At 39.2% G+C, this 16,723-nt stretch carries 13 protein-coding genes and 1 tRNA gene; 4 read left to right on the top strand and 10 right to left on the bottom strand.

The genetic code is table 11. The features are described 5' to 3' along the window. Positions 1 to 22 precede the first annotated feature (22 nt). A complete protein-coding gene (locus IPJ16_14955; protein ID MBK7628473.1) occupies positions 23 to 1,315 on the top strand; it encodes a UDP-N-acetylmuramoyl-tripeptide--D-alanyl-D-alanine ligase in 1,293 nt (430 codons plus the stop codon). Positions 1,316 to 1,319: 4 nt separating this feature from the next. Here IPJ16_14955 and IPJ16_14950 read toward each other — a convergent pair whose 3' ends face one another. The 7 genes from IPJ16_14950 to IPJ16_14920 all read right to left on the bottom strand — a co-directional run bounded on the left by IPJ16_14950 (position 1,320) and on the right by IPJ16_14920 (position 8,597). Beyond that, complete coding sequence (locus IPJ16_14950) at positions 1,320 to 2,489, bottom strand: metallophosphoesterase (GenBank protein MBK7628472.1); 1,170 nt, start codon at positions 2,487 to 2,489, stop codon at positions 1,320 to 1,322. After that, positions 2,486 to 3,523 carry a glycosyltransferase family 2 protein gene (locus IPJ16_14945; protein MBK7628471.1) on the bottom strand — a complete coding sequence of 346 codons (1,038 nt, stop codon included), beginning with the start codon at positions 3,521 to 3,523 and terminating at the stop codon, positions 2,486 to 2,488. The genes IPJ16_14950 and IPJ16_14945 overlap by 4 nt, the downstream gene beginning before the upstream one ends. After that, entirely contained in the window at positions 3,516 to 4,400 is an 885-nt protein-coding gene (locus tag IPJ16_14940; GenBank protein MBK7628470.1) for a lysophospholipid acyltransferase family protein, read from the bottom strand. Before IPJ16_14940 ends, IPJ16_14945 begins: the two co-directional genes overlap by 8 nt. 11 nt (positions 4,401 to 4,411) lie before the next feature. Then, the gene (locus IPJ16_14935) at positions 4,412 to 5,209 is read right to left on the bottom strand and encodes an inositol monophosphatase (GenBank protein MBK7628469.1); all 798 of its coding nucleotides are present in this window, start codon (positions 5,207 to 5,209) and stop codon (positions 4,412 to 4,414) included. A 3-nt stretch (positions 5,210 to 5,212) separates the two neighbouring features. After that, the gene (gene mtaB / locus IPJ16_14930; protein MBK7628468.1) at positions 5,213 to 6,469 is read right to left on the bottom strand and encodes a tRNA (N(6)-L-threonylcarbamoyladenosine(37)-C(2))-methylthiotransferase MtaB; all 1,257 of its coding nucleotides are present in this window, start codon (positions 6,467 to 6,469) and stop codon (positions 5,213 to 5,215) included. Between the two features lie 48 nt (positions 6,470 to 6,517). Beyond that, complete coding sequence (locus IPJ16_14925; GenBank protein ID MBK7628467.1) at positions 6,518 to 7,198, bottom strand: DUF1080 domain-containing protein; 681 nt, start codon at positions 7,196 to 7,198, stop codon at positions 6,518 to 6,520. A 64-nt stretch (positions 7,199 to 7,262) separates the two neighbouring features. After that, entirely contained in the window at positions 7,263 to 8,597 is a 1,335-nt protein-coding gene (locus IPJ16_14920) for a PhoH family protein (protein ID MBK7628466.1), read from the bottom strand. A 227-nt stretch (positions 8,598 to 8,824) separates the two neighbouring features. Here IPJ16_14920 and IPJ16_14915 point away from each other — a divergent pair, with 227 nt between their 5' ends. Together IPJ16_14915 and IPJ16_14910 are read left to right on the top strand one after the other, a co-directional pair. Next, the gene (locus IPJ16_14915; protein MBK7628465.1) at positions 8,825 to 10,126 is read left to right on the top strand and encodes a bifunctional folylpolyglutamate synthase/dihydrofolate synthase; all 1,302 of its coding nucleotides are present in this window, start codon (positions 8,825 to 8,827) and stop codon (positions 10,124 to 10,126) included. Between the two features lie 106 nt (positions 10,127 to 10,232). Continuing rightward, positions 10,233 to 12,029, top strand: a complete 1,797-nt coding sequence (locus IPJ16_14910) for a bifunctional metallophosphatase/5'-nucleotidase (GenBank protein MBK7628464.1) — start codon at positions 10,233 to 10,235, stop codon at positions 12,027 to 12,029. A gap of 52 nt (positions 12,030 to 12,081) precedes the next feature. On the opposite strand, the gene IPJ16_14905 is transcribed toward IPJ16_14910, so the two are convergent. Next, complete coding sequence (locus IPJ16_14905; protein ID MBK7628463.1) at positions 12,082 to 12,987, bottom strand: aldo/keto reductase; 906 nt, start codon at positions 12,985 to 12,987, stop codon at positions 12,082 to 12,084. After that, entirely contained in the window at positions 12,969 to 14,615 is a 1,647-nt protein-coding gene (locus IPJ16_14900; protein MBK7628462.1) for a M28 family peptidase, read from the bottom strand. Before IPJ16_14900 ends, IPJ16_14905 begins: the two co-directional genes overlap by 19 nt. Positions 14,616 to 14,714: 99 nt before the next feature. Here IPJ16_14900 and IPJ16_14895 point away from each other — a divergent pair, with 99 nt between their 5' ends. Next, entirely contained in the window at positions 14,715 to 15,632 is a 918-nt protein-coding gene (locus tag IPJ16_14895; GenBank protein MBK7628461.1) for a TerC family protein, read from the top strand. A 613-nt stretch (positions 15,633 to 16,245) separates the two neighbouring features. Here IPJ16_14895 and IPJ16_14890 read toward each other — a convergent pair. Next, a tRNA-Val gene (locus IPJ16_14890) sits at positions 16,246 to 16,320 on the bottom strand. Positions 16,321 to 16,723: the final 403 nt, after the last annotated feature.

Here is a 16,723-nt window from a genome sequence, read left to right as displayed (position 1 = left end):
AATGAGGCATTTTTTTACCAATATGAAGACAGATCAACTATATGAACTCTATAAAGAGTCAACGGGAATAGCTACTGATTCGCGCACAGTAAGCAAGGGTCAACTGTTTTTTGCCCTTTGGGGAGAGAACTACAATGGTAATAAATTTGCTGCTGAGGCTCTTGAGAAAGGTGCAATATGTGCAGTAATTGATGATCCTCTTTTCGAAACCGAAAATACTATCCTTGTGGATGATTGCCTCAATGAACTGCAGGCTCTTGCCACACATCACAGGAAAGAGATGAAGGTTCCGGTTCTGGCAATTACCGGAACCAATGGTAAAACAACGACCAAAGAACTGATTGCTGCTATTGTTTCAAAGAAAAAAAAGGTACACTATACCCGTGGAAACCTGAATAACCATATAGGAGTTCCTCTTACTATTCTTTCAGCCCCGGAAGATACCCAGATGATGATTATAGAGCTTGGGGCTAATCATATTGGTGAGATCAGAACACTATGCCTTATTGCCAGACCTGATTTTGGAATTATAACAAATATAGGTACTGCACATATTGAAGGGTTCGGTTCCTTTGAGGGTGTAGTAAAAGCAAAAACGGAATTATATGAATATTTACGGAAGGTTAACGGAGTAGCACTATATAATGATACTAACCCGCTTCTGACAGAAAAAATATTCAAAAATGTTAACAGAGCTGTACCATTTTCAGATCCTACTGGAATTGAGTTGGGTATTGAACAAGTACCATCAGCAATTAATATTGAAATAAAAGCCACTTATCAGCACCATACATATAATATAAAGACTAATTTATTCGGCAGCTATAATATTGAAAATCTTAAAGCCGCAATTGCGACAGGTCTCTTCTTTGATGTTGATATAAAAGATATTGTTGATGCAGTTGAGAATTATCAGCCTGCGAACAACAGATCACAGGTTACAAAAACAAAAAACAATACTCTTATCTGCGATGCTTACAATGCAAATCCTACAAGCATGCATCTGGCCCTCAAAGCCTTCTCTGAACTTGCAGAGGATAATAAGATGGTAATCCTTGGTGATATGTTTGAGCTGGGAGAGAAGAGTGAAGAGGAGCATAAGAAAATTCTTGAAGAGGTCTTGGCTTATAAGTTTACCCAGTCGATTCTTGTCGGACCTGTTTTTGAGAGGGTATCAGCCAAATCAGGAATAAAATCATTCCTTGAAAAGGGCAAACTGATAGAATATCTTAAAAATGAACCAGTTAAAGGTAAAACTGTTTTGATTAAGGGATCGAGAGGAATGGGACTTGAAAAGATTTTCGATCTTTTGTAAGAGCCTATTTCGGGGACAAATCAGAACCTGAGAAAGTAATATTAATAAGAAGTACTTCAGATCTGCTTCCTGATCTTACCCTTGGACCCCACAGGCCGTAACCGGAAGATACAATAAAATGCGAGTTGCCTTTTTTCAGGTAACCATAACTTAACTCATAGATCTTATTTGTAAGATAATTTAAGGGCCACATCTGGCCATTATGAGTATGTCCTGAAAGCTGAAGATCAACTCCCGCCCTGGCAGACTCATCGAGGTGAAAAGGCTGATGGTCGAGCAGGATTACCGGTTTGGATGTATCAGCCTGTTGCATAAGCTGACTAAGAGGCATACGTTCTTTACCGTAGAAGCGGAATGAATCTCTGTCGATCCTGCCCAGTAGCTGAATGCCTCCGTCGAGGATTACCATTTCATCCTTAAGAACCTTAATCCCCTTGCTTTCAATGTATGGAATTGTTTTACCTCCTCCACCGATAAATTCATGATTACCGGTAATTGCATAAAGGCCATCATTACATTTGGGACATGTAAAATACTGGAGCAGGTCGCCTCTCAGTACAGGTCCGATTTCGCCATCAATTATATCTCCAAGCAGCAAAACAAGATCAGGTTTTATCTCCTGAAGCATCGTTGAAAGTTTCTTTATGCTTCTTTTTCTTATAATGCTTCCAAGGTGAATATCAGAAACTGCAGCAATCCTCAGGTTTTTTATTTCTCCTGCAGATTTATTAATTGTAATATTATATTCCTTGACAACCGGAATGACCGCATTTATAAAACCACCTATGATTAAAACTGCAGATAAAGAGATTGTTGCAATGAAGGCCCACTTCTTGTACAGTAAGATATTATCACCGCTGATGAGGTGTGAAACCCTCAGAAACAGCAGAACAATATCAGATATCAGGAAAAATAAGAATCCGTAAAGCATAAATGCCATCCAGAATCCTCCAATTATATTAAAGACATCTGTTATAACCGAGGAGTGCCTAGATTCGAGAAACTTGGCGGCTATGAATACGGCTGCGAGGAAGAAGAAAACGATTGAGTAGAGGAGTCTGTTATCGTGCAGCGCAGGAATTGCCCCATAACCCTTATAGAAGATGTAAATATTTACCAGTGAGTAAAGTACGAGTACTATTGAAAAGAATATCAGCATTTGAATTTTTCTCATTTTAAATTGTTTGTTCCTTTTATGCTTCTGAATGTCTTGTTTTGTTTAGCATAAAACTCAAAAATGATGCTCTTGTTCAAAACAGGCACATAATAATTTTCCTTTTCAAGTTTTTTGACGATTACTCTTTTATCAACAAGTATACTGTCGCACTTGAAGAAATCCCTGTGGGCTTTAAGGATTGATTTAATATTGCCGAACTGACCTTTCAGCAGGAAGAACAACCCTGCCAATCCGTCGAGGAGTTTGCGCCTGTAGATAATATTCTCAAGATCTTTATCCGGGAGGTTTTTAAATAGCATGAAGAGGCTGTTCCTGAAGTTCAGGTAGGTTTTCAGCCTGGAGTTGTATGGAAGAGTGCCTCCTCCTACATGGTAAACAACAGATGCAGGATTACAGCAGACCCTGAATCCTGCTTTATGGAACCGCCAGCAGAGATCAATTTCCTCCATATGGGCAAAGAAGGCAGCGTCGAGTCCTCCGCACTTTTTCCAGGTTGAGGCACGCACTATCATGCAGGCTCCGCTCGACCAGAAGGTATCGACCGGATCATCGTACTGCCCTGTATCCTTTTCGGTTTTATGAAGGATCCTGCCTCTGCAGAAAGGATACCCGTACTTATCTATATATCCTCCGGCTGCCCCGGCATATTCAAAGTAAGCTTTATTATTATAAGCTAGAATTTTAGGTTGGCATGATGCAACATCAGGATACCTATCCATATAATCAACAAGCGGTTGCAGCCATCCTGCAGTTACCTCAATGTCTGAGTTGAGGAGTATGTAATACTCTGCTTTTATCTTTGCCAGTGCAAGATTGTAGCCACCGGCAAATCCATGATTTTTACCAAGCCTGATCAGTTTTACATCTTTGTGGTTTTCTTCAATCCATTCAGCAGAACCATCAGTTGATCCATTATCAGCAATATATATAACTGTATTAATATCAGCTGAATGATCGATAACTGTCTGTAGGAATTGTTTAAGAAAACCAATACCATTCCAGTTTAATATTACTATTGCAGTTTTAAGCATTTTCTACCGGTCTCTTATGTTTCCAGCGGCGGTGGCTCCAGATCCAGAATTCAGGTTTCTCTCTTATTAACTCTTCGAGACGATTTACGTGAGTATCTGTTATGAGGTGCTCAGGAAGGCCAGAAGTATGTTCAAAAAGCAGTTCAATATTAAGATTGTAATAACCTCGTTTGATTTTCTGAATATTGAAAAACACAATTGCCATATCATATTTGGAGGCAACTTTTTCAGTTCCCAAATATACCGGTGTATCCTGATTCAGAAAAGTAGTCCAGTATTTAATTTCAGTCTTTATTGGTATCTGATCTGAGATAAAAGCTGAGATTGTATTGATATTATTCTTTCTATCGTTGATTATCTCTCTGATAATGTTAGCCATCGAGGTGAGTACCATTCCATGTTTGGTTCTAAGGCTATTTATGAACCTGTCGAAATACTTGTTCTGAAGTGGTTTATAAATAGATACTGCTTTATATTTTGTGTACATAGGGAAGGCTCCGAGCCATTCCCAGTTGTTGTAATGTCCCAGCACAGCAATAGTATCGCGTTTCTCCTCAAGGAGCTTTTCAATAATATGAAGGTTGGTGACTGTAAACCTGCTCATGAATTCCTTTTCCGACATATGTGTGAGCTTAAGAGTCTCAATAAAAAGGTCAGAAAGATGTCTGTAAAACTTCTTTTCAATTATTTTGAGTTCGGTTTCAGATTTTTCAGGGAAAGAATTTTTGAGGTTTGTTGCGACTACTTTTCTCCGGTATGACGGGAAATAATATAGTACAAGAAAAAGCAGGTCCGAAAAAATATATAAAACTCTTAGCGGCAGGAGAGTAACTATCCAGTTCAGAGGATAGAAAATATAGTAGGCAATTGCGCTCATTTAAAAAAAGACTAATTCTGCATAAATTTACGCACAATTTCCAGAACTTCAGGAAATACTGCGCTGTTTGCTGCCACAATTTCTTCTCCGGAAAGGTTTTTCTCATTCCCTGCAAAGTCGCTTATTTTTCCCCCGGCTTCGCGTAAAATGATTATTCCGGCAGCTATATCCCATGCATGAAGACCATATTCGTAGAATACTTCAAACCTGCCACAGGCAATATATGCAATATCTGTTGCCGCAGATCCTAAACGTCTGACTCCCTGAGAATTTTTGCAGAACCAGGTGAAACAATTCATATAATTATCCAAACGGCTGAAATCACTATAAGGGAAACCGGTTGCGATCAGGCTGGCAGATATTTTTTTTGCTTTTGAAACATGGATCTGCCTCCCGTTAAGCCATGCTCCCCCATCTTTCCAGGCGGTAAACATTTCATCTTCTTTAATGACATATACCACTCCGGCAACAACTTCATCATATTCCATCAGTCCAATACTTATAGCATAAGGGTTAAGTCCATGAAGGAAATTTGTAGTGCCATCGAGCGGATCGATTACCCAGCAGTATTTTATACCTGTTTTTTCAATTGTCCCCTCTTCTGTTTTGAATCCTGCTTCCGGAAGAAGCTGACTCAGTTTTGCAACAAGCATTTTTTCAGAAGTCTTATCAACGTAACTGACAAAGTCATTTAATCCTTTGGTTTCTGTCCTGCTGATATCAAAGTTCTCAGCTTCTCTTCTTATGAAAGCTCCTGTTTCGCGGGCACTATTTTCAACTTGTGTGCAAATCTCTTTAAGGTTGATCATTTTTCAGTCAGTTAATTCAACACTAATCCTTCCACCTGGTTCTATTTTCTTAAGCATAACCCGTCTTACAGTACCTGCAAGTCTGGCATTCCATGGATGTTCCACTCTTATATAATTCGATGTAAATCCGGTTATTAATCCCCCTGAGCGTGTTCTTTCAAACAATACTTTTGTTTCGAGTCCGAGATTGGATTTGTAAAATTCAAGGCTCTTCATTTCAGAAAGGGAAATAAGCTTTTTACTTCTTGCATCCTTCTCATTATGATCAACTTTTCCGGGAAGTTTCTCAGCTGCGGTATCGGGTCTTTCAGAGAATGTGAAAACGTGGAGATAGGAGAGAGGTAAGCTTTCAATAAACGAATAAGTATCATCAAAATCAGCTTTTGTTTCACCTGGGAATCCTATAATAACATCAGCCCCGATACCTGCAAAAGGTATTTTCTTTATTACTGCATTTACCCTGTCAGCAAACACTTCCCGTGTGTATCTCCTTCTCATCAGACCAAGGATTTTATTGCAGCCGCTCTGAAGCGGAATGTGGAAGTGGGGCAGTATCTTTTCATTAGCCGCAGTCATCTCAATTATTTCATCTGTAAGCAGATTTGGCTCGATGGAAGAGATCCGGTACCTCTCTATACCGTTTATTCCGATAAGTTCTTTAAGAAGTTCAGCAAATGAGCCTCCTGTGGATTTTCCGAAGTCGCCTATATTTACGCCGGTTATAACAATCTCTTTTACACCTATTTCAGCTATTTTTTCTGCTTCACTTAAGATAGAGTCGATTTCAGGATTCCTGCTTTTTCCCCGTGCAAGTGGTATTGTGCAGTATGAGCAGCCGTAATCGCAACCATCCTGGACTTTAAGGAAAGATCGTGTGCGGTCGCCCATTGAATACGACTGATTAAAGGAGTCTGAAGATGAAAGATCGCATGAATGGATCTCTGCATGTGATCTTTTCTTTAAGCCGGATATATAATCAGTAATATCGAATTTTTCATTTGTGCCCAGTACAAGATCAACCCCCGGAATTGATGAGATCTCCTGAGGTTTTAGCTGGGCATAGCATCCCACAACTGCAATAAATGCATCGGGCGACAGGGTGATAAATTTCTTTATTGCCTGCCGGCATTTTTTATCAGCTGCGTCTGTAACAGAACATGTGTTTATTACATATATATCAGCCTTCGTATTTGCAGGCACCCTCTCAAATTTTTCCTCCGGGAATGATCTTGAGATAGTTGAAGTTTCTGCAAAATTCAGCTTACAGCCAAGTGTATGAAATGCAACTTTTTTTTAGGGATCTCCATCCTATTTTTTAAGTGGTGTCAGAAATACATTTCTGAATTCGATAGCTTTTCCTTCACTCTGCAGGCAGATACTTCCTGAGGTGATATTTAAATTAGTCCCTTTATTCTGTGTTAATCCGTTAACAACAACCTCTATAGTGTTAGCCTTGCATGTAACCTCTATTGTATTCCATTCTCCCACAGGTTTTTCATTAGATTCTGCAAGTTTTCTTACAACACGGTTGGCTTTATCTTTTCTCTCATTCATATCAGACCCGTTCATGCAGACAAAATCACCTGCACTGCCCGCTTTCAGCTGACATTCAATGCATTTCAGCCAGATTGTATCAGCTCCCTGTCCATGTATAAACACACCGCTGTTCGACAATTCAACCGGGTACCGGTATTCAACATGAAGTTTATAATCTGAATAAGATTCCTTTGTGCGCATATACCCGAAAGGATCACCTTTAATGTGAATTACACCATCCTGAACAGTGAACACTTTAGCAGGATCGACAGCAGGATCTTTAAGGTGAAATACCCAATTATCAAGGTTCTTGCCATTGAAGAGCATTACTGTACCCTTTGGAGCTTTTGGAGCCTTTTCTTTTTTAGCTTTTCCCTGAGCCATAATGGCAGATGGGATCAGAAGTAATGTAATTATCAATACTGCGGTTAGCTGGATAGTTCTTGTTTTCATACTATAAATAGGGTTAGTTATGTATTTAACTTTGACTTTTAACTTTTGCCTTTTGCCTTTTAACTTATAATAATTTACTGGCCAGTTCAGCCAGAAAGCTCCTTTCTCCTTTTACAAGGTTCACATGGGCAAAAATATCCTGATTCTTCATTTTATCCGACAGGTAACTAAGTCCGTTTGATGCAGTGTCGAGGTATGGAGAATCTATCTGTTCTATATCGCCTGTAAATACCATTTTTGTTCCTTCGCCTGCCCTTGTAATGATTGTTTTTATCTCGTGGGGAGTAAGGTTCTGGGCCTCATCTACAATAAAGAATATGCTTGAAAGGCTTCTTCCTCTGATATATGCAAGGGGAGTTATAACAAGCTTATCCTCTTTCATCATATCATTAATACGAAGGAATTCGGGACTCTGATGACTGAATTTATGTTTTATTACGGTAAGGTTATCATACAGAGGCTGCATGTAAGGATCCATTTTTTCTTTTACGTCACCAGGAAGGAAACCGAGATCGCGGTTTGCAAGCGGGACTATTGGACGGGCAAGAAAGATCTGTTTGTATCTTTTATGTTGCTGAAGCGCAGCAGCCAGTGCAAGAAGAGTTTTTCCCGTGCCGGCTTTTCCGGTAAGTGAAACCAGCTGAATATCAGGATTTGAGAGTGCCTCTATGGCAAATGTTTGTTCAGCATTACGGGGATCTATACCATAAGTAGTTTGCTTGATCACCCTGGTAAGGTTTTTACTCACAGGGTTATAATGAGCCAGGGCACTGGATCCGTTGTTTTTCATTATAAAAAACTGGTGCCCTTTCATATCTTTCTCGAGTTTGAATTCTTCTGAACTGACCCCTTCAGGCAGCTCATAAAGCTTGCTGATAAGAGTTTGATCGACACCTTCCATTATTGTTATGCCTTTGTAGAGATCGTCGATATCAGCAACCTTGTCATTCTCATAATCCTGGGCAATTATTCCGAGTGATTTGGCTTTCATCCTCAGGTTGATATCTTTTGTGATAAGCACAACTGTCTTGTCTTTATTTGATGTGCAGACATATTCGGATATTGCCAGTATCCTGTGGTCAGCGGTTCTTTCAGGGAATGACTGATTTACCTTTTCAGAGAAATCCTTACCGGTTTCAATATGAAGGTTCCCAAGGTTTTCTCCAAGAGGTATATTTGCAGTAAGCAGCAAATCTCCTGAAAGTTTGTCCAGCTCTCTGGTGAACTCCCTTGCATGGAAATTAATAAGGTCATTTCCTCTTTTGAATTTATCAAGCTCCTCAAGTACAACTATCGGTATAATAACATCATTTTCCTCAAAATTGTAAATGCATTTATAATCGTGAAGTAAAACATTAGTGTCAATAATAAACAGTTTCTTATTATTCTTCTTTCTCATACTAAGTCGTTTAAAGTCAGCATTATACTTTTCTCCTGTCAACTCATGTCCCAATTGTAAAAATAACTAAATTCAGGCACAAATTGTTAACTGATTGTTAAGTTTGTTATTTTGCTGAAAAAAGTGCCTAAAGTGACTAGAGTGACTAAAGTACTTAAAGCCTTTAACTTTGAATTTTGAATTTTGAACTTTGAACTTTGAACTTTGAACTTTGAACTTTGAATTTAATGACATACCAGGAAACTCTTGAATTCTTATATAGTCAGCTGCCTGCTTATCACCGGATCGGGAAGGCTGCTTATAAGAATGATCTCGATAATACAATTGCACTTGACAATTATCTGGGTAATCCGCACCTTAAGTTCCGGACCATTCATGTAGCAGGTACGAATGGAAAAGGATCTGTTTCTCACATGATTGCCTCAGTTTTGCAGGAGGCAGGTTATAAAACAGGGTTATATACATCACCACACCTGAAGGATTTCAGGGAAAGAATAAGGGTGAACGGCGCGATGATAGCTGAAGATGAAATTGTAACATTTGTTACAAATCATATTTCGATTATTGAGTCGCTGAAACCTTCATTTTTTGAGTTATGTGTTGCAATGGCTTTTAATCATTTTGCTGAATATAAGGTTGATGTGGCGGTAATAGAAGTCGGACTTGGTGGGCGACTTGATTCAACAAATATCATTAAGCCTGTTCTGTCGGTTATTACAAATATCGGCACAGATCATATGGATCTGCTGGGCGATACCTTTGAGAAGATAGCTATTGAAAAGGCAGGAGTTATTAAAGAAAAAACACCTCTGGTTATAAGTGAAACACATCCGGAGACGCTTGAAGTTTTCAAAAACAGAGCCGGTGAAACAGGGTCAGAGATAGTGTTCGCTGATCAGAAGTTCAGCTGCACTCTGGGTGAAAACAATTTTTCAGGATTTCCCAGAAAATATGTTGTTGAGGAGACTGATACAAAAAATACTTTTTCTGGAACAACCTTTTTAGGAGGAGATTACCAGTCAAAAAACATTCAGTGTATATTTCAGGTTTTCAGGTCGTTGAAAAATGATTTTGATATTTCAAACGCAAATATCAAAGACGGAATAACCAATGTCATTTCAAATACCGGATTGTCGGGACGCTGGCAGATATTAAGTCACGATCCCCTTACTATATGTGATACGGGCCATAATAAGGAAGGACTTGAATATGTTCTGAAGCAGCTTAAGGAGATTCAGAAGAGTTCATTGCATATGGTGATTGGCTTTGTTAGTGATAAGGATCTCAAATCTGTTTTGCCTCTCTTTCCGAAAGATGCTGTTTACTATTTCACCAAAGCATCAGTTTTAAGGGCTCTGGATGAGAAGATTCTTAAATCAAAGGCAGGAGATTATGGATTGCAGGGAGAGTCTTATACTGATGTAAAAAGCGCATTGAAGGCAGCAAAAGAAAAATCTTCACCTGACGATTTAATATTTATAGGAGGAAGCACATTTATTGTTGCAGATGCGTTGGAGGAGGAGGCTTAAAGGCGCAATGGCACAAAGGCACAAAGGCACAATGGTATTATTGCATTGATTGTAGCGAATTGTCTTATTTTGATTAGATTTGTTTAAAGGAATTATATTAACATAGATGAGAAGGACCTTATTGATTATTTTGTCTGCCGCTGTTACTCTTTCATTATCAGCACAATCAGAAAAGAAGATTACAATTTTGCATACTAATGATCTCCATGCTCATATTGAAGGATTTGCTCCGGAATCTGACTATTCTCCTTCTTCAGTAAATGATGATAAAACTGTTGGAGGTTTCTCCAGAATTGCAACTATCATAAAGAGAGAAAAGGAATCTGCAACCGGAACAACATTTGTTCTTGATGCCGGAGATTTCCTCATGGGTACACTTTTTCAGAGTCTGGAAACAAAAAACGGATTCCAGCTTCGCCTGATGAAAACAATGGGATACGATGTGGCATGCCTTGGTAATCATGAGTTTGACTATGGTCCGGAGAAACTTGCGGCCATCATTTCCTCTGCTAAGAAAAACGGTGAGATCCCTCCGCTGCTTCTGAGCAATGCCGTTTTTAGCGAAAAGGAGAGCGGAGATAATACACTCGAGGAGTTATTCAATGATAATACCATCGGAAGAAAACTGATGCTTACCAGAGATGGGATAAAGATCGGATTCTTCTCTCTAATGGGCGTTGTAGCTGATGATAATGCAGCTCTTGCCCCCCCTGTTACTTTTTCGAGACAGATCCCGATGGCGCGTAAAATGGTTAAAGAGCTTCAGAATGAGAATTGCGATATTATTATATGTCTTTCACATTCAGGTGTTTCTGCTGACGGAAAAGGCGGATGGGAAGGAGAAGATGTTGAACTGGCTGAAAAAGTGGCAGGTATTGATGTGATCATTAGCGGACATACACATACATTTCTTGAAAAACCTCTGCTGGTAAATGGCATTCCGGTTGTACAGACAGGAGAGTATGGGAGGAATATCGGCAAATTATCTCTGACAATTAAAAATGGAAACGTTTCGGTTGACGGCTATACTCTTATTCCCGTTGATGACAAGACTGCCGGTGACATTGTTGTACAGAAATTAATTGAAAATCAGAAATTACTTATAGATTCAGAGATACTTACACCCCTCGGGATGAAATATAGTAACCCGGTTGCTGAATCTGATTTTCTGCTGGAATGCGATGAGATGGGTGATATAAAAGGCAGTAATCTCGGACCTATGGTGGCAGATGCAATTCACAGTTATGTAAATAATCATTCTGATAAAGGTACCGATGTAAGCATGGTTGCCGTTGGAGTAATCCGCGACAGGATTGTTCCTGGAAAACAGTCTGCAGCTGATATCTTCAGGATTATGTCGATGGGAACCGGCAACGATCCGGTCCCCGGTTATCCTCTTTCCAGATTATATGTTACTGGAAAGGAACTGAGAAGTATTCTTGAAATACTGCAGGTAGCCTATAAATCAACTCCCGGAAACTATTGCTATTACTCAGGTATCAGAGTTGAATACAATCCTGAAAAGGGAATGCTGAAAAAGATAAGAAAAGTTGAAATACTCCATTCTGATGGAAAAGTTGAGGTAGCTGATTTCTCCAAAAAGAATAAGACACTCTATTCAGTTACTGCAAATTCATATATGCTTGAGTTTATTGGCATTATCAAAAAGATGAGTTTCGGATTGATAAATGTTGTTCCGAAAGATGTAACAGGAGCAAGGGTTACAGATATGAAGAATGCGGTTATTGACCTGGACAGCAGGCGGGAAGGAGTGCAGGAAGGAAAAGAGTGGCTGGCGCTAATGGAAATGATATCGCTTATGAAGGACACAAATGGTAACGGGATTCCTGATCTGAATATAAAGTATAAGCAACCAGTGAAGAACTTCTTCGAGGTGAAATAATTATTACTTTCGTCCTGTTTTGTCATTCTGAGCGCTAGCGAGGAATCCCCTGCTAGAGCCAGGAAGTGTGTTCGTCTACCTGTTCAAAGTTAGCCATTGCAATTGCTGCTGAGCTGATGAATTTATGCTGAAGCACCCAAAGTACTGAATCTTTGAAAGTTGGCTCAGATCCTTCTTTAAGAGAATGTTTACCCCCGGAACAGGTCTTCATTGCAATGACACCGATCCCCTTTTCACCGGCTTCAGAAAGAACTGAGATCAGTTTTTTCTGGTCCCATTCAGAGTAATTGCCTGTTACTGAGTGAACAAATGAACCCTTTGGATTAAACGGGACCATTATGACATCATAAAACACTTCCTTATTATTCCTTTCAGGGAGATTCATAAAGTCATTATGAGTTGAGAACCCGTGTGCTTTTATTACGCCACTGCTTTTCATATCTGCAAAGAACTTCATTGTCTCGGTATGAAAGAGAAGGTTTTCATCAGCAGCATCGTGATAGAGAAGTACATCAATATAGCTGCTGTTAAGAGCCTTCAGACTTGCATCGATTTTAGTCTGAAGTGCATTTCTGATCTCTGCGGCACCTTTCTTCCCTTTCCCTTTCGAAGGCAGTTCGTTCTCATCTAGTCGTATTTTAGACTGAATAACAGTTTTGTCTCTTTGTCCGGATATAGCCCTTCCTACCAGCCTTTCGTTGTTCCCGTTACCGTAAGATCTGCCGGTATCAATAAAATTAATTCCTTTGCTGACAGCATATTTGATTAATGATTCCTCGTTTGTCCTGGGAGCTCCAAAACAGACAGGACTGACCATTATTCCGGTCTTACCAATGCTTCTTAATTCCTGAGAATAAGTAGCAGGAACTTTCAGGTCCTTTGAAATCAGACTTATACCAGCAAGTCCGGTTAATGTCCTTGTAAAGAATTCTTTACGGCTTATTTGCTTTTTCCCCATGTGCTGAATGGATTATCTACAACTATTCTGTTTTTCCTATTGGCTACTGTTAAACCGATTTCATACATAGTGCGGGTTACCAGTTCCATCTTTTTGAAATCTATCTTTTCAATTACATCACCCGGCGTATGATAATCTGCATGAATTCCTGAGCTAAAGAAAAGAACAGGAATATCTTTTTCAACAAAGTTATAATGATCACTTCTTGAAAAAAGCTGCAGGGGATTATCTCTGCCACTGAGACTATAGTCAAAATCAAGGATACTTTTTTTATCAACAGCGTCAGCTATCGCTATCAGATCTTTGCTCTGATTATCAGTAATGACGAAGACTGAGTTTGCTCCTGTCATAGGTGTGTCCTTTGTTGAATCGGCCTCCTCTTTTACTCTGCCTATCATGTCCATGTTAAGGTCGGCAACAGTTTTATCGAGAGGGAACAACGGCATGTTTACATAAGATTTTGATCCGTAAAGGCCAATCTCTTCACCTGAGACCCAGAGAAAGAGGATTGAACGCAACGGCTTTTTGTTAAGACTCTGAAATGCTTCAGCCATTGACAGAAGTGCTGCACATCCGGAGGCATTATCGTCTGCGCCTGTATTTATTCCGCTTCCTGTAACCCCAATATGATCGTAGTGCCCTGAGAAAATAATTACTTCGTTTTTAAGGACAGGATCACTTCCTTCAATATATCCGGCAACATTATTCATAATTTTAACTTCCTTCCTGGTAACCTCTTTTATAATGAGTTGTTTGTTGGGTATCAGAAATGAATTGGGTTTGAATGATGCATCAATATTCTTCTGTAATTCCTCAAGTGTATGTCCTGAACCTTTAAGTAACTCATCAGCCAGAGCCCTGTCGATAAAGATTATTTTTGGCAACATCGCCATAATAGGATTTGGCTTTTCTTCAGGTTCACCTGCCAGACTTGTTTTGGAGCTTATATATTCTGCAAGTCCCTGACCAGAATCACTTATTGATCTGATTCCTGATTTTGGATCAGGTACAATAAGTATGGCTTTTGGCTTGAGGTTAGGCAAAGCCATTAGTTTATTATTGAAACTCATTCTTGAGCTCCATTCCGGTTCCTCAAAGAGCGATTTTTTGCCGTCTTCCGACATTGGGGCTCTTTCCATAATCAGAATTATTTTTCCTTCCGCGTTGAGGTTCTCAAAATCGTTGTATTTATACTTTTGCGACCTGATACCATAACCGGCAAAGACTACTTCTCCCTGAATATCAAGGTCAGTAGGTCCCGTTGGTACAAGCTGATAAAAGGGTTTGTTGATTGCTATTGTATCTTTAGCATTTGATACTATTTTCATGCTCGTCTTTTCAGGATCCATAGTAGTCTTATGGATTGAATAAGGCTGAAGAAAACTAGTTCCGTTACCCGGTTTCAGTCCAATAAGTTTTGCCTGTGAGGCAATAAACTGAGCGGCTATATCCAGTTCCTCTTCACCGTTCATTCTGCCTTTAAGCAGGGGTGAAGCGAGGAAAGTAACATAACTCTCAAGATCAGCTGCTGTTATCTGATTAACAGAACTGTTGCCTTTCTGAGAGTAAGCTGTGGCAGCAGAAAGAGAAATGCAAATTATTACAGCCAGGAAAAGATTTTTTTTCATTTTTGATAAGCTTTGATATTATAAAACTGCACAGAGGTAACCGTCATAAAGATATAAGAAATTATTTTCCTAAGTTTGCAGCCTAATATTTATTCGATAATGGGCATAAGCATTTATTTCTGGATAGGGTTTCATCTTTTCATTTTTTTTATGCTGGCACTTGACCTTGGTGTCTTTCATAAAAAAACACATAAAGTCCCTGTTAAAGAAGCACTTATATGGAGTGCAGTCTGGATTTCCCTTGCCCTCTTATTTAATCTGTTTGTTTTATTCGAATTCGGGAAGACCAAAGCACTTGAGTTTCTCACAGGGTATGTAATTGAGTACTCTCTGAGTGTTGATAATATTTTTGTTTTCATTCTGATATTCTCATATTTTGCGGTAAAGGGAGAATATCAGCATAAGATACTTTTCTGGGGCATACTTGGTGCGCTTATAATGAGGGGTATTTTTATTTTTGCCGGAGTAGCCCTGATAAACAGGTTCCATTGGATAGTGATTATTTTCGGAGGTTTCCTTGTATACTCCGGAATCGCCATGCTGTTTCAGAAAGAGACTGCTGTGGATCCGGATAAGAATGCAATAGTAAAGTTTTTCAGAAAGTTCCTTCCTGTTACTGATACAATACATGGTAATAAGCTGTTTGTGAGGCAGAACAAAAAAATATATGCGACTCCACTTTTCCTCGTGTTGTTAGTAATAGAATCATCCGATCTTATTTTTGCAGTTGACAGTATACCGGCAATACTTGCTATCAGCAAGGATAGTTTCATTGTTTATACTTCCAATATATTTGCAATAATGGGACTGCGATCTCTCTATTTTGCTGTTTCAGGAATAATGGGATTATTCAGGTATCTTAAGGTCGGGCTTGCTTTTGTACTCACATTTGTGGGATTAAAAATGCTGGCTGCATATTTTGAATTTGAGATTCCGATAGTTCTCTCTCTGTTAGTTATAATTTCGATACTTGTTGTCTCAATACTGGCGTCTGTCGTGATAAAGGAGAAAAAATAATAGCAGATTTCCTATAACGGTAAACTGGCGACATTTCTCTGACTTCTAATCTCTGATATGTCGAAGAAAACAAGGTTTCCCCTCCTTTTGAAGGTAATCTCATATCATATCTCAATTCTAGTCAATTGCTTAAAGAGATAAGGAGATCCTTCATTCATCCTTTTCTAATTGTGGGATATTGAGAAATTATCAGGAAGGATGAATTCAGGATGACACCATTTTTGGTGAGAGGTATGAGGAAGGAAGAAACGGCGGTTTGCCCCGGGAAAATTCAAAAATCAAATTTCTAAGAGCAAACCGCCGTTTCTTCCTTCCTCCCATGTCCCCTCAAAAAACCTGTCATCCCGAATTTCGACAAACCGGAGCTTGCGGAGGTTTGGAGGAATGAGGGATCTCCTTCTCACAGCAGGAACTTAACAAAAAAGTTGTGTATAAAGATTAGCTTTTTATTAGGGGTGACCCCAAATGGTGAAATGATTTTGAATTTGAATTTTACAGTTCCACTGGGGTGGTTGATTCTTTTGCCGGGTTGCCTCCGCGGCGCTCCGTTGAACCATTTTTCGACGTCCTTAAAAAATAAAAACCAGTCGCTTTGCGACCGGTTTAAGTGTTGTGGGGGTTGACGGGTTCGAACCGCCGACCCTCTGCTTGTAAGGCAGATGCTCTGAACCAGCTGAGCTAAACCCCCAAAAAGAGAGTGCAAATATAGATTCAATTTTCGTTTCTGCAAAAAATATTTCAATTATTATGTTTTTGATCATACTTAGTTCAGATTGCTATCCTGACCTTTGTACCGGCTGTGTGATAATTTCATCAAATCTAAATAACCATTCAAGTCGCTTTTTTCGGTAGTTGGTCAAATGACGATATTGTAATAACAAGTGCATATCCTCATTCTGTGGCATGTTAAGTACGATATTCTTAATAAGTTACCCGAAGCAACCTTAATTGTTCTTTATAAGTCTTGTTAAAGTGTTTAAAACACTTATAAAATAAAGTGTTACAGGTGTTTAAAAAATGTATATATTCGCTATTGCGAAAAAGTGAGATGAATATCCGAAGTTCATATGGGAATACTATATACTCCGGAT

Source organism: Bacteroidales bacterium (assembly GCA_016709865.1).
Classification (GTDB): domain Bacteria; phylum Bacteroidota; class Bacteroidia; order Bacteroidales; family VadinHA17; genus LD21.
Note: the sequence above shows the minus strand (reverse complement) of the source record. Positions and strands in the feature narration are given on the sequence as shown.